Genomic DNA, 19440 nt, shown 5'->3' with positions numbered 1-19440 from the left:
CGACAGGCAGTGTCTGCCGCCCTCCGACTGCCATTTCGGCGCAATTGCGCCGAAACAGCAGCCACCCGGCCGAGCCCACTCGCAGGAGGCCAGGGGCCGGCCGAAGGATCAGACCAGGACCGGCTCGGTCCGGTCGCGGACCTCGTCGGCGGTCACACCAGGAGCGAGCTCGACGAGCGTGAGCCCGGCCGGCGTGACGTCGAGGACGCACAGGTCGGTGATGATCCGCTGCACCACGCCGCGGCCGGTGTAGGGCAGGGAGCACTCGTTGACGATCTTGTACGAGCCGTCGCGGGCGACGTGCTCCATCAGCACGATCACCTTCTTCGCGCCGTGGACCAGGTCCATCGCGCCGCCCATGCCCTTGACCATCTTGCCGGGGATCATCCAGTTCGCGATGTCCCCGCCGGCCGAGACCTGCATCGCGCCCAGGATCGCGGCGTCGATCTTCCCGCCCCGGATCATCCCGAACGACGTCGCGGAGTCGAAGAACGACGCCCCCCGCCGCAGCGTGACCGTCTCCTTGCCGGCGTTGATCAGGTCCGGGTCCTCCTCACCGGCGACCGGGTAGGCGCCCACCCCGAGGATCCCGTTCTCCGACTGCAGCACCAGCTCCACGTCCTCGGCGACGTAGTTCGGCACCAGCGTCGGCAGCCCGATCCCCAGGTTCACATACGACCCGTCGGTCAGCTCCGCCGCCGCCCGCGCCGCCATCTCCTCGCGTGTCCAGCTCATCGGACCGTCCTCTTCTCGATCCGCTTGTCCGCGGCCTGCTCCGGCGTCAGGGGTACGACGCGCGCCACGTTCACCCCCGGCGTGTGCACCTGGTTGGGGTCCAGCTCACCCGGCTCGACGAGCTCCTCGACCTCCGCGATCGTGACCCGACCGCACATCGCCGCGAGCGGGTTGAAGTTGCGCGCGGAGTCGCGGTAGACCAGGTTGCCGTGCCGGTCGCCCCGCCAGGCCCGCACCAGCCCGAAGTCCGCCACGATCGCCTCCTCCAGCACGTACTCCAGGCCATCGAACTCCTGGGTCTGCTTCGCCGGCGACGCCACCACCACGTTCCCGGACGAGTCATACCGCCACGGCAACCCGCCCTCGGCCACCTGGGTGCCCACCCCGGTCGCGGTGAAGAACGCCGGGATGCCCGACCCGCCCGCCCGCATCCGCTCCGCCAGCGTGCCCTGCGGGGTCAGCTCCACCTCCAGCTCACCGGACAGGTACTGCCGCGCGAACTCCTGATTCTCCCCCACATACGACGACACCATCCGCCGGATCCGCCGCGCCGCCAGCAGCCGACCCAGCCCCCAGTCGTCCACACCGCAGTTGTTCGACACCGCCTCCAGGTCCGACGTACCCGCCGCCAGCAACGCGTCGATCAACACCGACGGGATCCCACACAGCCCGAACCCACCCACCGACAGCGTCGCGCCGTCCGGAACGTCCGCCACCGCCTCCGCGGCCGAGGCCACCACCTTGTCCATGCCGCCGATCCAAGCGGCGCCGGGTCCCGGGGTCAACGGCCGACCGGTGGGCTGACGGGGATCACTCGCCCAGTGAGACATGCGGCCGGGTAGCGTTCACTGGATGGACACCCCCTCCGATGTGGTCGGCCGCACCGGCGCTGTGCTGCGCGCGGTGTCGGCGCACGAGCCCACCGGCGCGACGACGTCGGACATCGCGCGGCGCACCGGCCTGGCCCGGCCGACCGCGCACCGCCTGCTCACCTCCCTGCAGGCCGAGGGACTCGTCGACCGCGACCGCGAGGGGCGCTGGCTGCTCGGGCCCGAGCTCTACCTCCTCGGCACCACCGCCGCGCCGCGCTACGACATCACCTCCCTCGCCCAGCCCGTCGTCCGGCGGCTCTCGCTCGCCACCGGCGAGAGCGCGTTCTACTCCACCCGCCGCGGCGACGAGACCGTCTGCCTGCTCCGCGAGGACGGCAGCTTCCCGATCCGCTCACACGTGCTCCACGAGGGCATCCGGTTCCCCCTCGGGGTGGCGTCGGCGGGCATGGCGGTCCTCGCCTACCTCCCCGACCCCGCGATCGACGACTACCTCGCGAGCACCGACCTCGCGGCGGCGTACGGCGAGCCGCACCGCGCCCCGCACGTGCGTGCGCGTGTCGCCGAGACCCGCGCCGCCGGCTACTCCCTCAACCCCGGGCTCATCGTCGAGGGCAGCTGGGGCATGGGCGCCGCGGTCTTCGACGCCGACGAGCGACCGCTGGGGGCGCTGAGTCTGACCGGGATCGAGCAGCGCTTCGGCGCGGCCCGCCGCCGCGAGCTCGGTCCGCTGCTGCTCCGCGCGGCCCACGAGCTGACCAGGTCGCTGCGCCGGCACTGACCGGCCACCTACGCTGTCCCGCATGACGGATCCGGACTGGTCGCGCGTGCGCCTGCACATCGTCACGGGCAAGGGCGGCACCGGCAAGTCCACCGTGGCGGCGGCGCTCGCGCTCGGGCTCGCCTCCCAGGGCCAGCAGGTGCTGCTGTGCGAGGTGGAGGGCCGGCAGGGCATCGCGCGGATGTTCGACGTCGACCCGCTGCCGTACGCCGAGCGCCGGATCGCCACCGGCCTGCGCCACGACGGCCGCGACCCGGGCGTCGTGCACGCGCTGCACATCGACCCGGAGTCGGCGCTGCTGGAGTACCTCGCGATGTACTACAAGCTCGGCCGCGCCGGGAAGGCGCTGGACCGCTTCGGCGTGATCGAGTTCGCGACCACGATCGCGCCCGGCACCCGCGACGTCCTCCTCACCGGCAAGGTGTTCGAGGCGGTGCAGCGCAACAGCCGCAACAAGGGCGCCATCCGGTACGACGCCGTCGTGCTCGACGCCCCGCCGACCGGCCGGATCGCGCAGTTCCTCAACGTCAGCGGCGAGCTCGCCGGGCTGGCCAAGGTCGGGCCGATCAAGAGTCAGTCCGACACCATGATGACGCTCTTCCGCTCCCCGCGTACGGCGGTGCACCTGGTCACCGTGCTCGAGGAGATGCCGGTGCAGGAGACCGCCGACGGCATCGCCGACCTGCGCCGGGCGAGCCTCCCGGTCGGCGCGGTGGTCGTCAACCAGGTGCGCCCGCGCGACATCGCCCCCGCCGACCTGGAGGCCGCGCTCGCCGGCACGCTCGACACTGGGCGGATCGCCGCCGACCTGGCCGAGGCCGGGATCGACGCCGACGCCGAGCTGGTCGACGGGCTGGTCGCCGAGGCGCGCGACCACGCCGAGCGGCGTTCGCTCGAGGACGCGCAACGCGCGGTCGTCACCGGCCTCGGCGTACCCGTCTACGAGCTGCCGCGGCTGCCCGGCGGCGTCGACCTCGGCGGCCTCTACGAGCTCGCGGCCGATCTCAAGAAGGAGGGGCTGTCGTGACCGCCCGGACGAAGTCCCGCCCCCGCGTCGGCCCGCTCGCCAGCGGGCCCGGCCCTGCGCCCGCGCTCGACGTCGACGCGCTGCTCGACGACCGCACCACCGGGATCGTCGTGTGCTGCGGGTCCGGCGGCGTCGGCAAGACCACGACGTCCGCGGCCCTCGCGCTGCGCGCGGCCGAGCGCGGCCGCAAGGTCGTGGTGCTCACCATCGACCCCGCCCGGCGGCTCGCCCAGTCGATGGGCATCGAGAGGCTGGACAACACCCCGCGGCCGGTCGCCGGGCTGCGCACCAACGCCAGGGGCAACCGCAGGGGCGGCAGCCTCGACGCGATGATGCTCGACATGAAGCGCACCTTCGACGAGGTGGTGGAGAGCCAGGCCACCCCCGAGAAGGCGCGGCAGATCCTGGAGAACCCCTTCTACATCGCGCTCTCGAGCTCGTTCGCCGGCACCCAGGAGTACATGGCGATGGAGAAGCTCGGGCAGATCCAGCGCGAGGGCAGCTACGACCTGATCGTGGTCGACACCCCGCCGTCGCGATCCGCGCTGGACTTCCTCGACGCTCCGGAGCGGCTGTCGAGCTTCCTCGACGGCCGCTTCATCCGGCTGCTGCTCGCGCCGGCGAAGGGGCCGGCGAAGCTGATGACCGCGGGCCTCGGGCTGGTGACGGGCGCCCTGAACCGGGTGCTCGGGGCGCAGGTGCTGCGCGACATGCAGACGTTCGTGGCGGCCTTCGACACGCTCTTCGGCGGGTTCCGGCAGCGGGCGCAGCAGACCTTCGAGCTGCTCCAAGCCGACGGTACGGCGTTCCTCGTGGTCGCGGCGCCGGAGCCGGACGCGCTGCGCGAGGCGGCGTACTTCGTCGAGCGACTGGGCGAGGACGACATGCCGCTCGCCGGGCTGGTCGTGAACCGGGCCAACCCCGAGCCCCGCGGCGCCCTGTCGGCGGACGAGGCGATGGCTGCGTCGGCGCGGCTGCGCAGGCGCGAGCCGGGCAGCCTCACCGCGGGGCTGCTGCGGCTGCACGCCGACCGGACCCGCGTGGTCGAGCGCGAGGCGCTGCTGCGCGCGCGGTTCGCCGCGGCGCACCCCCAGGTGCCCACCGCGGTGGTCCCGGCGCTGCCGGGCGACGTGCACGACCTCGCCGGCCTGCGCCGGGTGGGCCAGTTGCTGTCGGGGACGCGCTAGCGGACCCCGACGGTGCCGTCAGCCGACGGGGACGGACCCGGCCGTCACCGGGGCGCCCTGGTCGCGGGCGGCCTCGAGGACCGTGCGCCAGGAGGCGCCCGGGCGGCGGCGCAGGAGAGCGCGCCGCTCCCGCTCCGTCATGCCGCCCCACACCCCCCACTCGATCTGGTTGTCGAGGGCCTCCGCGAGGCACTCGGTGCGCACGGGGCAGCCCGCGCACAGCTGCTTGGCCTTGTTCTGCTCCGCGCCCCGCACGAACAGCTGGTCCGGCTGCGACTCGCGGCACGCGGCCGCGGGCGCCCAATCTTCAACCCACATGTGATGTCCCCACATCAGTCCGAGATAGGCGGCGTCCCCATGACGCCTACCCGGGATGAATCCCCTCAGTAAAGAAGTTAAGGAACCGTTCAGGATCCGGGCAGACACATCCGACCCAATCCGCATAGTCCGAATTGACTAGTCATCTCGTGCTACGAAAAGTCGGGGCCGGCCCCGCGGCTTTGGGTGAGGGTAGGAGCGCTCACGTACCCTGGGCGGCATGTCAGAGCCGCGCAGCGACCGCCTGCCCGCCCGCCGCGTGGCGTCGCATCTCGGGGTGATGCTCGTCGTCGCGGCCGTGATGGGCGTCGTCGCCGCCGGCCTCGCCATCCCCTTCGCGGGCGTGCTCGGCGTGGGCGCGCGCCAGATGTCGCAGGCGATGGACAACCTGCCGGCCGAGCTCAAGACCGACCCGCTCCCGCAGAAGACCACACTGCTGGACGTCGAAGGCAACACGATCGCGACGCTGTACGACGAGAACCGGGTCAACGTCTCGCTCGACCAGGTCTCGCGGACCATGGTCAAGGCGATCGTCGCGATCGAGGACTACCGCTTCTACCAGCACGGCGCGCTCGACCTGAAGGCCACGCTGCGCGCGTTCATCACCAACCAGGCCAACGACGGCGTGGTCCAGGGCGGCTCCACGATCACCCAGCAGATGGTGAAGATGACGCTGCAGTCGCAGGCGAAGACCGAGGCCGAGCGCGAGGCGGCGAGCGAGGACACCTACGCCCGCAAGCTCAAGGAGCTGCGCTACGCGATCGCGTTCGAGAAGAACTACAGCAAGGACTGGATCCTCGAGCGCTACCTCAACATCGCCAACTTCGGCGACGGCACCTACGGCATCCAGTCCGCCGCGCGCCACTACTTCAACACCAACGCCAAGAACCTCGACCTGCGCCAGTCGGCGATGCTGGCGGGCCTGGTCCAGAGCCCGACGGCGTTCGACCCGACCAACTCCCCGGACAAGGCGCTCGAGCGGCGCAACGTCGTGCTCGACCGGATGGCCGAGCTCAACGTCATCTCGCGTGCGAAGGCCGCGAAGACCAAGGAGAAGAAGCTGGGCCTGGACATCGTGCCGGCCAAGAACGGCTGCCTCTACTCCAGCGCCCCGTTCTTCTGCGACTACGCGATCAACTGGCTGCTCACCGACCCGCAGCTCGGCAAGACGGTCGACGAGCGGCGCAAGCTGCTGAAGTCCGGTGGCCTGACGATCCAGACCACGCTCAACCCGGCGTACCAGACCGCCGCCGACAACGCGGTGCAGGCCAGCGTCTACAAGCAGGACCAGGCCGTCGGCGCGATCGCGATGGTCGAGCCTGGCACCGGCCAGGTCCGCGCGCTCGCGCAGTCGCGGCCGATGGGGCGCAGCGAGGCCGCCGGCGAGACGTTCCTCAACTACACCGTGCCGACCAGGTACGGCGACTCCGCCGGCTTCCAGGCCGGTTCGACGTTCAAGGTGTTCGTGCTCGCCGCCGCGCTCGAGCAGGGCTTCCCGCTGTCCACGACGATCACCGCGCCGGAGTCGATGACCATCGACACCGCCGAGTTCGCGAACTGCCCCGGGGCCGGCAACTTCGTGGGCCCGTGGAATGTGTCCAGCTCGACCACCTCGGGGACGATGGACATGTACCGCGGCACGCGTGAGTCGGTGAACACCTACTACGCGCTCCTCGAGAAGGCCACCGGCGTGTGCGATCCCTTCAACATCGCCAAGGACCTCGGCGTCGAGCTCACCAACCCGACCGGCGAGGGTGCGGAGCGGGTGCCGACGTTCACCCTCGGCATCGCCAATGCCAGCCCGCTGGAGATGGCCGAGGCGTACGCCACCTTCGCGGCCCGCGGCCTGCACTGCAGCTCGTTCCCGGTCACCGCGATCGAGGACGCGAGCGGCCAGCAGCTCAAGCGGTACGGCTCACAGTGCACGCAGGCGCTCGAGCAGAACACCGCGGACTCGGTCAACGACGTGCTGCGCGGCGTGCAGGAGCCGGGCGGCTTCGGCTACGACATCGGCCGCACCGGCCTGCCGGTCGACTCAGCCGGCAAGACCGGCACCACCCAGAACGGCCAGTCCGTGTGGTACGTCGGCTACACCACCGACCTCGCGACCGCCGCGATGATCGCCGGCGCGACCAAGGACGGCCAGCGCCCGATGCCGCTCGCCGGCCAGACCATCGGCGGCGACTACATCTCCTCGGTGTCCGGCTCCGGCTTCGCCGGGCCGATGTGGGCCGCGGCGATGCAGGCCATCCAGGGCAGCTTCTCGGGCGGCCAGTTCGTCGCGCCCACCGCGATCTCCGCGGACGGCGAGTCGACGCTGGTCCCGACCACGTCGGGCATGTCGGTGGACCAGGCCATCGCGACCCTCAATGGGGCGGGCTTCCTCGGCATCGACGGCGGCACCGCCGCCTCGGCCAACACCGCCGGCACGGTCGCCTACACCTCGCCCTCCGGCGGCTCCTACGCCCCGGCCGGCTCGGTAGTCACCGTCTACGAGTCCACCGGCGTCGCCCCGCCGCCGCCCCCGCGCAACAACGGCGGCGGCAACAACGGCGGCGGGGGCGGAGGCAACGGCGGCGGGAACGGCGGCGGGCGCTAGCCCAGCTGCCGGCGTACCTCCGCGGCGACGGCGCCGCCGTCGGCCCGGCCCCGGACCTGCGGCTGGACCACGCCCATCACCCTGCCCATCGCCTTCATGCCCTCGCCGGCGGCGCCGGTCTGCTCGACGGCGGCGGCGACGATCCCGGCGATCTCCTCCGCGGAGAGCTGGGCGGGCAGGTAGTCGGCGATGACGGCGGCCTCGGCGGTCTCCTTCGCGGCCATCTCGGCGCGGCCGCCCTCGGTGAACGCGGTCGCGGCCTCGCGGCGCTTCTTGGCCTCGGTGGAGAGGACGCCGACGATGTCGTCGTCGCTGAGCTCGCGGGCCTCCTTGCCGGCGACCTCGGCGTTGGTGATCGCGGTCAGCACCATCCGCAGCGTCGAGGAGCGCACCTCGTCCCTGGCCTTGATGGCGGTGGTGAGGTCGGCGCGGAGTCGGTCCTTGAGGACACTCATGCGCGTACTCGCTTCGCTCCGTGCGCACATGAGGCACAGGTCGCGCTGTGCTGGATGACTCGCTCGCTTCGCTCGCTCATGACAGCCATTGTGCCGCGTGGCCGTAGCCTTGCGGGCGTGACCTTCCCCGCCGTCGCCCGATACCTCGCGCTTGGAGCCGTCGCCACCGGAGCCGGCATCACGGCGTACGCGATGGCCGAGGCCAGGGCCTACACGCTGCGCCGAGTGACCGTGCCGGTGCTGCCGCCCGGCAGCCCCGACCTGCGGGTGCTGCACCTCAGCGACGTGCACCTCACCCCCGGCCAGCACCGCAAGCAGGGCTGGCTGCGCGAGCTCGCCGGGCTGCGGCCCGACCTGGTCGTCGACACCGGCGACAACCTGTCCCACCACGGCTCGGTGCCGGTGCTGCTCGACTGCCTCGGAGACCTGCTGAACGCGCCGGGCGTCTTCGTGTTCGGATCGAACGACTACTTCTCCCCGACGCTGCGCAACCCGGTCAAGTACCTGCTGCCCGACGACGGCAAGCGGCACACCGACGTCCCGCAGCTGCCGTGGCGCGAGCTGCGCGCGGAGCTCTCGGGCGCGGGCTGGACGGACCTGACCAACCGGCACGCCTCCCTCGAGGTGCGCGGGCTGCGGATCGCGTTCGCCGGCGTCGACGACCCGCACCTCGGCTACGACCGCCTCGACGAGGTGGCCGGGCCGGCCGACCCGGACGCCGGCCTGCGGCTCGGCGTCGCGCACGCGCCGTACCTGCGGGTGCTGGACCGGTTCGCGCGGGACGGGTACGACGCCGTGCTCGCCGGCCACACCCACGGCGGCCAGGTGTGCCTGCCGGGCATCGGCGCGCTGACCACGAACTGCGACCTCGAGCCGGCCCGCGCCCAGGGCCTGCACCGGCACCCGGCGGGCTCGCGACCCGGGGATCCGGGCTCGTCGTGGCTGCACGTGTCGGCCGGCCTCGGCACCAGCCCGTACGCCCGGATCCGGGTCGCGTGCCGCCCCGAGGCGACCCTGCTGACGCTGGTCGCCTCCAACAGCTGATCTGATTTCAGGACGCCCGACGTGCTCGGGTATGGTTTCCCCCGGCCCGCTCCGGCAGGCCGATCGGGCTGTGGCGCAGCTTGGTAGCGCGCCTCGTTCGGGACGAGGAGGCCGCAGGTTCAAATCCTGTCAGCCCGACGTTTGTGATGTCTCAGGACATCGTGGAGGGCCGAACCCAATGGATGTGGGTTCGGCTCTCCTTCGTTTCAGTGGGTGGGGCCGGGCGGGCGTCCGGTGCCCTGGTAGCGGCAGGTGATCATGCCGGCCCTGTCGTAACGGACGCGGTCGTCGGGTGCGGGCGCGGCTTACACTGGAGCCATGCCCGAGTCCCGCATCGTCGCCGACCACCGCGTCATGGGCAGCGTGCCGTGCATCCGTGGCACCCGCATCCCCGTGGCGACGGTGGTCGGCTTGGTCGCGCAGGGACTCTCGGTCGACGAGATTCTGACCGACTACCCGCAGTTGTCGGCTCCCGACGTGCGCGCCGCCTTGGAGTTCGCTGCCGAGGCGGTCAGCGAGCGTCAGGTTCCGCTCCGTACGACGGCGTGAGTTCCTGCTGGACGAGTGCATCAGCCACCGGCTGGCACCACTCATCGCCGAAGCCGGACATGATGTTGTCCACGTCTCTGATCGCCGCCTCGTAGGCCATGTCGACGAAGATGTGCTGGCAGCCGCAGGGGAGGAGGAGCGAGTCCTCGTGTCTGCCGACACCGACTTCGGCGAACTTCTCACGAGGCACGGTCTGGCCGTGCCGAGTCTGGTGCTCTTCCGTCAAGGCAACCGAGATCCGGAGCACCAGGCAACGACCTTGTTAGGCAACCTCGATGAGGTAGCCGAGGACTTGGAAGCCGGCGCGATCGTCGTGTTCACCAACGAAAGCATCCGGATTCGTCAGCTCCTCGGCGATCAGGAGTTGAGACTCCTGTCAGCCCGACACCTCTGCAGGGTCCGGATCCGCACGCGGATCCGGACCCTGAGCCTTCGTTTCGGCGCTCCCGCCGCGTGGCAGACTGCCGGGCATGGCGGAGCCCGAGAAGGACCGGCCCTCACTCGAGCTGCCGAAGCTCGGCCTGCGACGGCGCAAGCGTCCCGCTCCCCCTCCTGAGCCCGAGCCGGTCGTCGAGGAGAGCGTCGATGAGGCCCGACCGATCGTGGTCGACGCCCCCCGGCCCGAGGTCGCCCCCGAGCCTCCCCGGCCGGAGAAGCGGGAGCGCGGACCCGGCGGCATGCCCGCCGCAGTGCTCACCGGCGTCGTGGTCGGCCTGGGCATCGTCGGCCTGACCTGGGCGTCGCTGCGCTCCTGCGAGGGCGTCCAGGGCACCGCGTCGTGCGGCGACGCCGGCTACCCGCTGCTCGGCCTGATCCTGGTCGTGATGGTGCTGGTCAGCTGGCTGCTGCTCCGCCTGCTCCGCGTGCCCGACCCGGGCACGACCAGCTTCCTCGCGGTCGGCCTGGCCGCGGTCGTCGCGCTGCTGGTCCTCGTGGACCGGCTCATGGACCGCTCGATGATCGTCGTGATCCCGCTCGTGTGCGCGGCGACGTACGCCCTGGCCCACTGGGTCACCCGGACGTTCGTCGAGCGGCCGCGCGACTGGGACTGATCATTCGGTCCGGACGATCGACCTAGAGGTTCTGCCGGTAGGGGGCGCCGTCGCGACCGTCGCGAGGGGCGTGCGCTGGCAAGGCGCGGTCGCGAAGGCCCTGTGGATCCCTCGTCGAGCGGCCACAACGCAGCCAGGGCGCGTCCATCGCGACGCGCAGCAGGCGATCACCTACCGGCGGAACCTCCTAGTTACCTCGGCCGGCAGCCTTCGCCCGCTGCGCTCGCAGGGCAGGGCTACCAGCCGAGGTACTACTTGCGGAGCGGATCGAGTGCGCTGAGCTGCGTGCCGAACATCTCAGCGAACATGTCCTGCTCCGCGCTGCCAATGCCGTTTCGGCCGGCTGCCTCACGCCAGGTCCCGACGGCAGCACAGACCTCGTCGACGATCGCCCGCATGCTCTCGCCGTGGAGACGGCACTCGATGGCAAGGTCCTCGAGGGCGCCGGGCTCGTCTTCCGGGTAGACGGTGCCGAAGATCGCGGTGACCCGTGCCTTCCCGAGGTCCGGCTGAGGATTGACGTCGAAGATCGGACTGAGGATCCAACCACCCGGCGCCCTCAGGAAGCCGTGGTTGCGCAGGTGGTCGTCCGTGTTGTGAACGGCGACACCGAAGACGACTCGACGGAACAACTGCTCCAAGTCGTACTTCACGCGCGCCCCGTGGTCAGGAATCGCCTCGACGATGTCCAGGTAGTCGCGCTCATCACCGTCGCGAGCACCGAGCATGGTCATTGCGCTGACATAGCCGATCCGCGTTCCCGCCGATCGGTCGAAGCGGTCGAGCAGGAGAACGGTCCGGTGTCCGACTTTCGTCAGTCGACGTGCGGGCGTGGAGATCCCGCTGGCCTCGGCCAGGTCGAGGGCCGTCTTCTCCCACGCCATCACGTCCCAGTCGTCGTTACGGTGGGGGAACTTCGCAATGAGCAGCGCATCGTTGTCACCACGGACCGAAGCCTTCGGCCGTGCCCCCCCAAGTGACCCTGAGCCGGCGTCGAGCAGCGTCTTCACGGCGGCGAGGTCATCGATGCTGGCATCGGCGGCCTTGTCGGCCGACGCCAGGAGCTTCGGCAACGACACCAGCTTCGGAACCGCGTCGCCGGGGTCGAGGAATGGTCCGTCGTGAGTGACGGCGAACCGTAGATTTCCTTGGCGGGTCAGGTCACTGACTCCCACCAGATAGTCCACCTCGGTTGCGGTCCGAAGCCGACGATCCGACTGGCGCTGCTGAGCGCGACGGCGTTTGTCGATGAGACTGCGCCCCCAGCGATCAGGAGCGCAGTCCGAGAACGAACCCGGAAGCCCATCGACGTACTGCTGGCCAGCCCGGCGCACGAGCGAAGGTTCAAGGTCATACCCGTCCGAGCGGGCCAGGTAGGCCGTGTCGTACACGAACGACGTCGTGACCCGTTGCCGACCCTCGGTGAAGTAGGCGGTGCCCGCGTAGACCGCCCTTCCGCCGATGTCGACGTGCACGCGCAACTCGTTCAATGCCGCACCCTCTTGGGCAGCGCCATCGAAGCTCGCGTGCGGCCCAGATCGGTTTGATACGGGTCGATCCCGTCGATGAACCGATCGAGCGCGCCGAGCGCCCGGACGACACTCAGCAACGTGTCCATGGTCACCGACGTGTCACCGTGCTCGAGACGGCGCAGCGTGTCACGGGAGATGTCCGCGCGCTCTGCGACCTGTTGAGCGGTCAGGTTCTGCAGTTTCCGCCACGCGGCCACATGAGTTCCGATGTCCGCGGCGGCTCGCTGGGTCCGAGCAGACGTTCGCTTGGCAGCCACTCAGCTCACCTCCCATGCCTCACCTGATAATGACCGACATGTCAGTCACAAACAAGTTTAATGACTGACATGTCGGTCATTAAACTGAGATTTCAGGTCGCGGCAGTGCCCACGGCACCACCGCATCTGGAAGGCACCACCGTCCGAGCACACCCAGGACACCGGATGACGGGTTACCTCAGCAGCTCCGCGATCTGCACGGTGTTGAGGGCGGCGCCCTTGCGCAGGTTGTCGTTGGAGACGAACAGCGCGAGGCCGTGCTCGCCGTCCTGACGGACGCGGCCGACGTACGACGGATCCTTGCCGGCCGCGAGGAGCGGGTTCGGGATGTCGCTGACCTCGACGCCGGGGGCATCGCCGAGCAGCTCGAGCGCGCGGGCGACCGAGAGCGGCCGGGCGAACTCGAGGTTCAGCGACAGCGAGTGGCCGGTGAAGACCGGCACCCGGACGCAGGTGCCGGACACCCGCAGGTCGGGGATGCCGAGGATCTTGCGCGACTCGTTGCGGAGCTTGTGCTCCTCGTCGGTCTCGAACCGGCCGTCGTCGACGATCGAGCCGGCCATCGGCAGCACGTTGTAGGCGATGGTGCGGGCGTACTTCGCCGGCTCGGGGAAGGCGACCGCCTCGCCGTCGTAGGCCAGCTCGCGGGCCTTGTCGCCGGCGGCGGCGATCTGGGTGGCGAGCTCCTCGACGCCGGCGACGCCGGAGCCGGAGACGGCCTGGTACGTCGAGGCGATCAGCCGGACCAGGCCGGCCTCGTCGTGCAGCGGCTTGAGCACCGGCATCGCGGCCATCGTGGTGCAGTTCGGGTTGGCGATGATGCCCCGGCCGGCCTCGAGGACGCCGCGGGCGGCGTCGGGGTTGACTTCGGAGACGACCAGCGGGACGTCCGGGTCGTTGCGGAACGCGCTGGAGTTGTCGACGACGATCACGCCGGCGTCGGCGAACCTCGGCGCGAGCGCCCTGGAGGTGGTGGCGCCGGCCGAGAACAGCGCGACGTCCAGGCCGCTCGGGTCGGCGCTCGCGGCGTCCTCGACCACGATCTCGCGGTCGCCGAACCGCAGCACGGTGCCGGCGGAGCGCGCGGAGGCGAAGAAGCGCACCTCGCCGACCGGGAAGCCGCGCTCCTCGAGGATCTGGCGCATGGCGACGCCGACCTGGCCGGTGGCGCCGACGACGCCGACGTCGAGAGTCATCGGCCGGTCCCGCCGTACACGACCGCCTCGACCTCGCCTGCGTCCAGGTCGAACGCGGTGTGCGCCGCGCGGACGGCGTCGTCGACCTGGGCCTCGTCGACGATCACCGAGATCCGGATCTCCGAGGTGGAGATCATCTCGATGTTGACGCCGGCGGAGGCGAGGGCGGCGAAGAACCTCGCGGTGATGCCCGGGTGGGAGCGCATGCCGGCGCCGATCAGGGAGACCTTGCCGATCTGGTCGTCGTAGAGCAGCTTGTCGTAGCCGACCTCGTCCTGGATCCGCGCGAGCGCGCCCATCGCGGTCTGGCCGTCGGTGCGCGGCAGCGTGAAGGAGATGTCGGTGAGACCGGTGGCCGCCGCCGAGACGTTCTGGACGACCATGTCGATGTTGACCTCGGTGGCCGCCAGCGCCTCGAAGATGCGGGCCGCCTCGCCCACCTTGTCGGGTACGCCGACGACGGTGATCTTGGCCTCGCTCCGGTCGTGGGCGACGCCGGCGATGATCGCCTGCTCCATCTCTTCGTCTCCTGCCTGGCTGTCCGGGATGACCCAGGTCCCCTCCTTCTGCGAGAAGGAGGACCGCACGTGGATCGGCATGTGGTAGCGGCGGGCGTACTCGACGCACCGCAGGTGGAGGATCTTGGCGCCCGAGGCGGCCATCTCGAGCATCTCCTCGGTGGAGACGCGGGCGAGCTTGCGCGCCGCGGGCACGATCCGGGGGTCGGCGGTGAAGACGCCGTCGACGTCGCTGTAGATCTCGCAGACCTCGGCGCCCAGGGCCGCGGCGAGCGCGACCGCCGTGGTGTCGGAGGCGCCGCGGCCGAGCGTGGTGACGTCCTTGGTGTCCTGCGAGACGCCCTGGAAGCCGGCGACGATCGCGATCGCGCCGTCCTTGACGGCGGCCTCGATCCGACCGGGCGTGATGTCGATGATCTTCGCCCTGCCGTGCGCGGAGTCGGTGATCACGCCGGCCTGGGAGCCGGTGAACGACTGCGCCTTGTGGCCGAGCTGGGCGATCGCCATCGCCACCAGCGCCATCGAGATCCGCTCGCCCGCGGTGAGCAGCATGTCGAGCTCGCGCGGCGGCGGCAGCGGCGTCACCTGCTCGGCCAGGTCGCGCAGCTCGTCGGTCGTGTCGCCCATCGCGGAGACGACCACGACGACGTCGTTGCCCGCCTTGCGGGTGTTGACGATGCGCTGGGCCACCCGCTTGATGCCGGCGGCGTCGGCCACCGACGACCCGCCGTACTTCTGCACGACAATGCCCACGGTTGGTCCCTACTAGCTCGACTGGCTGCCGGCCGACAAGTCTACCGAGGCGCGGCGGCGTCCCCGTCGAGCATCTCATCGGCGGCGTCGAGCAGCTCGTCCTCGCCGGTGATGTCGGCGTCGAGGCGATCGTGGGCGACCACGGACAGCAGCGCGTTGAGCGCCACGCCCGCGAGGTTGCCCCACGAGGACACGTAGGAGAACTGCCACCACCACAGCGCCTCCTCGACGTTGCCGAGCCGGTAGTGGCGCAGCCCGTTCTCGAGATCGGTGGCGATGCTGGTGAGGTCGTCGGAGAGCCGCCCGACGACCAGCTCGGGGACGTAGGGGTCGAACACGTAGGCGTACGGGTCGACCGGGCCGAGCATGCCGGCGAGCCGGAGCCGCATCGCGTCGAGGTCGGCCTCGGGGCCGACGTCGGGCTGGTACTCCGCCCGCGGCGTGAAGTCGCGCTGCGCCCCCAGCCGGGCGCCGGCGAGCAGCACCTGGCTGATCTCGAGCAGCAGCAGCGAGATGGTCCGCCCGCCGTCGTTCTCGCGCGCGATCTCCCGCAGCGCCACCAGGAAGCTCTCGACCTGGTCGGCGATCTGCTGGGCGAAGTCCTCGGTCTCGTGGTCGATCGTGGTCTCAGTCATCTGCGGAGCGCCTTCCTGCGAACGCGCGGCCCAGGGTCACCTCGTCGGCGTACTCCAGGTCGCCACCTACCGGAAGTCCACTCGCCAACCGCGTCACGCGCAACCCGAGCGGCTTGAGCATCCGGGTGAGGTACGTCGCAGTCGCCTCGCCCTCGAGGTTCGGGTCGGTCGCCAGGATCACCTCGGTGACGGTGCCGTCGGCCAGCCGCACCATCAGCTCGCGGATGCGCAGCTGGTCGGGCCCGACGCCGTCGATCGGCGAGATCGCCCCGCCGAGCACGTGGTAGCGGCCGCGGAACTCCCGGGTCCTCTCGATCGCGACGACGTCCTTGTACTCCTCGACGACGCACAGCACCGCCGGGTCGCGCCGCGGGTCCCCGCAGATCCGGCACTGCTCGTCCTCGGACACGTTGAAGCAGACGGTGCAGAACCTCACCTTGGCCTTGACCTCGATCAGCACGTCCGCGAGGCGGCGTACGTCGACGGGCTCGGCCTGCAGGAGGTGGAACGCGATCCGCTGCGCACTCTTGGGACCGACGCCCGGCAGCCGGCCGAGCTCGTCGATCAGGTCCTGGACGACGCCTTCGTACAACTAGAGCCCCAGCTGTCCGGGCATCCCCTGGGCGCCGCCGGCCAGGGGGCCGAGCGCCTCGCCGGCGAGCGCGTCGGCCTGCGCCTTCGCGTCGCGGTACGCCGCCACGATCATGTCGCCGAGGTCCGCGAGGTCGTCGGGGTCGTCGCCGTCGAAGCCGCCGGCCCTGATGTCGACGCCGACCAGCTCACCCACCCCGCTCACCCTGACGGTGACCGCGCCGCCGGCGACGGTGCCGTCGACGATCGTCTCGGCGAGCCGCTGCTGGGCGGTCTCGAGCTGCTGCTGCATCTGCTGCGCCTGCTGGAGCAGCGCGTTCATGTCGAGGCCTCCGCCGCCGAGGGCATCGAAGGGGTTCTGGCTCATGGACTACCTCTCACTGGTGGCTCTCGCTGGTGGCTCTCACTGGTGGCGGATCTCCTCGATCATCTGCGCGCCGAGCTCGCGCTGGAGGAGCTCCGCGGTGCCCATGCCCTGGTGCTCGGCGTCGACGTCCTCGGGGTGGGCCTCGGCGTCGGCCGCGGCCCAGTCGGGGCCGGACTCCGGCCGCGGGTCGTCGGCCGCGCGGGTCTGCTGGATCGCCTCGCGGGCGGCCGCGCCCGCCTCGGGCCGTGGTGGCTCGGGCGCGGGCTCCGGCACGGCCGCCTTGGCGACCGTGGGCGTGCCCTCGGCCCGGGCGCCCGGGTCGACGATGGTCTCGATCTCCCAGGCGGCGCCGACCACGTCGACCGCGGCCTGGCGCAGGACGTCGTCGCAGCCGCCGGCCACGAACGAGTCGCGCGCACCGGCGTTGGCGAAGCCGAGCGTGAGGGTGTTGCTGTCGACGCCGACGACCTGGCAGTTCTGGGTGAGGTGCATCCAGGCCAGTCGGCGGCGGAGCTTGGTCGCCTCGACGATGTCGGGCCACAGCCGGCGGACGTCGACGAGGGAGAGGCCGCCGGCGGGCGGCTCCGGCTCGGGCTCCGGCGCCTCGACCACGACCGGCGGCTGCTCGGGCTCCGGCTCGGGGGCCGCCGGGCGCGACGGCGGCGGGGCCGGACGATCCTGCTCGGGCGCGGTCGCCGGCGCAGGGGCCGGCGTGCTCGGCGTACCGCTGATCGTGAGGCGCTTCTCGAGGCGGTCCAACCGGGCCAGCACGCCGTCGGTGCCGTCGTCGGCGCCGGGCAGCAGGATCCGCGCACACAGCAGCTCGAGCAGCAGGCGGGGCGCGGTGGCGCCGCGCATCTCGGTGAGGCCGACGGCGGTGATGTCGGCGGCGCGGCTCAGCTCGGCGGCGCCGAACCGGGCGGCCTGGGCGACCAGCCGCTCGCCCTGGTCCTCGGAGACGTCGATGAGGCCGGTCGCCGGCGCGTCGGGGACGGCGGCGACGATGACCAGGTCGCGGAGCCGGCGCAGCAGGTCCTCGGTGAACCGGCGCGGATCCTGGCCGGTCTCGATCACCTTGTCGACGACGCCGAAGACCGCGGAGCCGTCGCCGGCCGCGAACGCGTCGACGACCTCGTCGAGCAGGGTGTCCGGGGTGTAGCCGAGCAGCCCGGTCGCGAGCCCGTGGGTCACGCCCTCCGGTCCGGCGCCGCCGAGCAGCTGATCGAGCACGCTGAGGGTGTCGCGGGCCGAGCCCGCGCCCGCGCGGACGACGAGCGGCAGCGCCGCCGGCTCGATGGAGACGCCCTCCTTCACGCAGAGCTCCGAGAGGTACGACGACAGCAGCCGCGGCGGGATCAGCCGGAACGGGTAGTGGTGCGTGCGCGACCGGATCGTCGGCAGCACCTTGTCGGGCTCGGTGGTCGCGAAGATGAACCGCAGGTGCGGCGGCGGCTCCTCGACGAGCTTGAGCAGGGCGTTGAAGCCCTGCGTCGTGACCATGTGGGCCTCGTCGATGATGTAGACCTTGTAGCGGCTCCGCACCGGCGCGAAGAACGCCTTCTCGCGCAGGTCGCGGGCGTCGTCCACGCCGCCGTGGGAGGCCGCGTCGATCTCGATCACGTCGATCGACCCCGGCCCGCCGCGGGCCAGGTCGCGGCAGCTGTCGCACTCCCCGCACGGGTCGGCGATCGGCGCCTGCTCGCAGTTGAGCGCCCGCGCCAGGATCCGCGCCGACGTGGTCTTGCCGCAGCCGCGCGGGCCGGAGAAGAGGTAGGCGTGGTTGACCCGGTTGTGCGCCAGCGCGGCCCGCAGCGGCTCGGTGACGTGCGCCTGGCCGATGACCTCGGCGAACGTCTCCGGCCGGTAGCGGCGGTACAGCGCGAGCGGTGACTCCACGCATGAACCCTAACCACCCGCTCCGACACCCGATAGCGGGCCGGGCGAGCCGTCCCCCAACACCCGGAAGTCCCGCTACTGAGATCGGTAGGCCGCGGACCGGTGGGCGATCCGGACGACGTCGACGACGCGGACCTCGTCGTCGATCTCGTAGATCACCCGACAGTCGCCGCGGCGCGCACTCCACAGGCCCTCGAAGTCCGCACCGAGCGGCTTGCCCCGCCGGCGGGGATTCTCCGCGAGCGCGACGAACGCGAACGTCACCAGCGACTCCGCGATGCGCGGGGGAACCGCCCGCAGCGACCGGACCGCGGTCGAGCTCAGGCGCACCCGGTATCGCCTCGTCGCGCCGGAGCCCTCGTCGGCGACGCTCACCCCCGCGGCGGGAGTCCCAACGCAGAGCGCACCTGGGCCTCGTCGTACCCGCGGCCCTCGTCCCGCTCGCGCCGGGCCTCGGCGAGGTCCTCATGGATGCCGGGGACCGACTGCCAGAAGAGCGTCTCCTGCAGCGACTCCCACTCATCGATGGAGACGAGTACCGCGGCCGGCCGGCCACGACGGGTGATGGTGACGTGCTCGTTCATCGTCACGGCCTCGTGGACCAGCTCGTTGAGCTTGGCCTTGGCCTCGGTGAGCGGGACTGTCGTCACGAGGCCAAAGGCTACCACCCAGGAGGACCGTAAACAGGTCCGAGACAGCCGAAGGACCCGCAGGACGACGGGCAGCACGCCGGTCGCCGAACGAGGCCGGGAGCACGCAGGCATCAGGTTCCCGGGGTGTGAAAAGGCCCCCCGCGCACCCGACAGAGCTCGCTTGCCCTTGCTGCCTTCCGGCCCTGGGGGAGTTGGGCGAGGTGTCGCCACACGGGGGGTTGGGCCCGAGTGTAGTGAGCCGTCCACGGGGCGCCAAAGCGGGTCCGGGCGATTTCACGGCGTCGTACGCCGACCGGTACCCTCCTCCGCGGAGGTATCGCCTAGTGGCCTATGGCGCTCGCTTGGAAAGCGGGTTGGGTGCAAGCCCTCGGGGGTTCGAATCCCCCTACCTCCGCCATTGTGATGTCTCAGGACATCCCGGAGGTCCGAACCCATGAGGTGTGGGTTCGGACCTCTTTGGTTTCA

The 19440-nt window shown here is 71.3% G+C and carries 21 protein-coding genes, 2 tRNA genes, 1 other RNA gene and 1 pseudogene; 10 read left to right on the top strand and 15 right to left on the bottom strand.

The window, feature by feature from the left end:
• Window positions 1-108 precede the first annotated feature (108 nt).
• Together ACYVKX_RS09110 and ACYVKX_RS09105 are read right to left on the bottom strand one after the other, a co-directional pair.
• Window positions 109-735 (bottom strand): 3-oxoacid CoA-transferase subunit B, encoded by a 627-nt coding sequence (locus ACYVKX_RS09110; RefSeq protein ID WP_460831036.1) that lies wholly within the window; start codon window positions 733-735, stop codon window positions 109-111.
• On the bottom strand, window positions 732-1484 hold the full coding sequence (locus ACYVKX_RS09105; RefSeq protein ID WP_460831034.1) for a CoA transferase subunit A: 753 nt from the start codon (window positions 1482-1484) through the stop codon (window positions 732-734). Before ACYVKX_RS09105 ends, ACYVKX_RS09110 begins: the two co-directional genes overlap by 4 nt.
• 103 nt (window positions 1485-1587) lie before the next feature.
• Between ACYVKX_RS09105 and ACYVKX_RS09100 the strand changes: the two genes are divergently transcribed.
• Genes ACYVKX_RS09100 through ACYVKX_RS09090 form a run of 3 tightly spaced genes read left to right on the top strand, consistent with a single transcriptional unit; the run spans window position 1588 to window position 4560 of the window.
• Window positions 1588-2346: an IclR family transcriptional regulator gene (locus ACYVKX_RS09100; RefSeq protein ID WP_460831032.1), complete on the top strand. Its 759-nt coding sequence runs from the start codon at window positions 1588-1590 to the stop codon at window positions 2344-2346.
• Between the two features lie 22 nt (window positions 2347-2368).
• The gene (locus ACYVKX_RS09095; RefSeq protein ID WP_460831030.1) at window positions 2369-3373 is read left to right on the top strand and encodes an ArsA-related P-loop ATPase; all 1005 of its coding nucleotides are present in this window, start codon (window positions 2369-2371) and stop codon (window positions 3371-3373) included.
• Complete coding sequence (locus ACYVKX_RS09090) at window positions 3370-4560, top strand: ArsA family ATPase (protein WP_460831027.1); 1191 nt, start codon at window positions 3370-3372, stop codon at window positions 4558-4560. The genes ACYVKX_RS09095 and ACYVKX_RS09090 overlap by 4 nt, the downstream gene beginning before the upstream one ends.
• An 18-nt stretch (window positions 4561-4578) precedes the next feature.
• On the opposite strand, the gene ACYVKX_RS09085 is transcribed toward ACYVKX_RS09090, so the two are convergent.
• A complete protein-coding gene (locus ACYVKX_RS09085) occupies window positions 4579-4878 on the bottom strand; it encodes a WhiB family transcriptional regulator (protein WP_460831025.1) in 300 nt (99 codons plus the stop codon).
• Window positions 4879-5098: 220 nt separating this feature from the next.
• On the opposite strand from ACYVKX_RS09085, the gene ACYVKX_RS09080 reads away from it, so the two are divergent.
• The gene (locus ACYVKX_RS09080) at window positions 5099-7477 is read left to right on the top strand and encodes a penicillin-binding protein (protein WP_460831023.1); all 2379 of its coding nucleotides are present in this window, start codon (window positions 5099-5101) and stop codon (window positions 7475-7477) included.
• Here ACYVKX_RS09080 and ACYVKX_RS09075 read toward each other — a convergent pair.
• Window positions 7474-7932 (bottom strand): GatB/YqeY domain-containing protein, encoded by a 459-nt coding sequence (locus ACYVKX_RS09075; RefSeq protein ID WP_460831020.1) that lies wholly within the window; start codon window positions 7930-7932, stop codon window positions 7474-7476. The two genes, ACYVKX_RS09080 and ACYVKX_RS09075, sit on opposite strands and share 4 nt — an antisense overlap.
• A 78-nt stretch (window positions 7933-8010) precedes the next feature.
• On the opposite strand from ACYVKX_RS09075, the gene ACYVKX_RS09070 reads away from it, so the two are divergent.
• The 5 genes from ACYVKX_RS09070 to ACYVKX_RS09050 all read left to right on the top strand — a co-directional run bounded on the left by ACYVKX_RS09070 (window position 8011) and on the right by ACYVKX_RS09050 (window position 10577).
• Entirely contained in the window at window positions 8011-8976 is a 966-nt protein-coding gene (locus tag ACYVKX_RS09070) for a metallophosphoesterase (RefSeq protein ID WP_460831018.1), read from the top strand.
• Between the two features lie 64 nt (window positions 8977-9040).
• Window positions 9041-9114, top strand: a tRNA-Pro gene (locus ACYVKX_RS09065).
• 180 nt (window positions 9115-9294) lie between these two features.
• Window positions 9295-9525: a DUF433 domain-containing protein gene (locus ACYVKX_RS09060; protein ID WP_460831015.1), complete on the top strand. Its 231-nt coding sequence runs from the start codon at window positions 9295-9297 to the stop codon at window positions 9523-9525.
• A complete protein-coding gene (locus tag ACYVKX_RS09055) occupies window positions 9476-10081 on the top strand; it encodes a DUF5615 family PIN-like protein (protein ID WP_460831639.1) in 606 nt (201 codons plus the stop codon). The genes ACYVKX_RS09060 and ACYVKX_RS09055 overlap by 50 nt, the downstream gene beginning before the upstream one ends.
• Entirely contained in the window at window positions 9996-10577 is a 582-nt protein-coding gene (locus tag ACYVKX_RS09050; protein ID WP_460831013.1) for a hypothetical protein, read from the top strand. The genes ACYVKX_RS09055 and ACYVKX_RS09050 overlap by 86 nt, the downstream gene beginning before the upstream one ends.
• Window positions 10578-10828: 251 nt before the next feature.
• Here ACYVKX_RS09050 and ACYVKX_RS09045 read toward each other — a convergent pair whose 3' ends face one another.
• The 11 genes and pseudogenes from ACYVKX_RS09045 to ffs all read right to left on the bottom strand — a co-directional run bounded on the left by ACYVKX_RS09045 (window position 10829) and on the right by ffs (window position 19195).
• Complete coding sequence (locus ACYVKX_RS09045; protein ID WP_460831011.1) at window positions 10829-12052, bottom strand: type II toxin-antitoxin system HipA family toxin; 1224 nt, start codon at window positions 12050-12052, stop codon at window positions 10829-10831.
• Between the two features lie 11 nt (window positions 12053-12063).
• Window positions 12064-12366 (bottom strand): helix-turn-helix domain-containing protein, encoded by a 303-nt coding sequence (locus ACYVKX_RS09040; protein ID WP_460831009.1) that lies wholly within the window; start codon window positions 12364-12366, stop codon window positions 12064-12066.
• Between the two features lie 173 nt (window positions 12367-12539).
• On the bottom strand, window positions 12540-13562 hold the full coding sequence (locus ACYVKX_RS09035; protein ID WP_460831007.1) for an aspartate-semialdehyde dehydrogenase: 1023 nt from the start codon (window positions 13560-13562) through the stop codon (window positions 12540-12542).
• The gene (locus ACYVKX_RS09030) at window positions 13559-14833 is read right to left on the bottom strand and encodes an aspartate kinase (protein WP_460831005.1); all 1275 of its coding nucleotides are present in this window, start codon (window positions 14831-14833) and stop codon (window positions 13559-13561) included. Before ACYVKX_RS09030 ends, ACYVKX_RS09035 begins: the two co-directional genes overlap by 4 nt.
• A 41-nt stretch (window positions 14834-14874) precedes the next feature.
• On the bottom strand, window positions 14875-15468 hold the full coding sequence (locus tag ACYVKX_RS09025) for a DUF5063 domain-containing protein (RefSeq protein WP_460831003.1): 594 nt from the start codon (window positions 15466-15468) through the stop codon (window positions 14875-14877).
• Window positions 15461-16060, bottom strand: coding sequence for a recombination mediator RecR (gene recR / locus ACYVKX_RS09020; protein WP_460831001.1), 600 nt, complete (start codon window positions 16058-16060; stop codon window positions 15461-15463). The genes ACYVKX_RS09025 and recR overlap by 8 nt, the downstream gene beginning before the upstream one ends.
• On the bottom strand, window positions 16061-16426 hold the full coding sequence (locus tag ACYVKX_RS09015) for a YbaB/EbfC family nucleoid-associated protein (protein WP_460830999.1): 366 nt from the start codon (window positions 16424-16426) through the stop codon (window positions 16061-16063).
• A gap of 246 nt (window positions 16427-16672) precedes the next feature.
• Window positions 16673-18322: pseudogene (locus tag ACYVKX_RS09010) on the bottom strand (DNA polymerase III subunit gamma and tau); the annotation flags it as partial.
• Window positions 18323-18397: 75 nt separating this feature from the next.
• Window positions 18398-18652, bottom strand: coding sequence for a type II toxin-antitoxin system RelE family toxin (locus ACYVKX_RS09005; protein ID WP_460830997.1), 255 nt, complete (start codon window positions 18650-18652; stop codon window positions 18398-18400).
• A 41-nt stretch (window positions 18653-18693) separates the two neighbouring features.
• Window positions 18694-18972, bottom strand: coding sequence for a type II toxin-antitoxin system Phd/YefM family antitoxin (locus ACYVKX_RS09000; RefSeq protein ID WP_460830995.1), 279 nt, complete (start codon window positions 18970-18972; stop codon window positions 18694-18696).
• A 132-nt stretch (window positions 18973-19104) separates the two neighbouring features.
• Window positions 19105-19195: signal recognition particle sRNA small type (gene ffs, locus ACYVKX_RS08995), an RNA gene on the bottom strand.
• 89 nt (window positions 19196-19284) lie between these two features.
• Between ffs and ACYVKX_RS08990 the strand changes: the two genes are divergently transcribed.
• Window positions 19285-19372 (top strand) — tRNA-Ser (locus ACYVKX_RS08990).
• Window positions 19373-19440: the final 68 nt, after the last annotated feature.

The sequence above is a fragment of the Nocardioides hungaricus genome (genome assembly GCF_054782915.1).
This window is presented reverse-complemented; position numbering and strand designations above follow the sequence as displayed.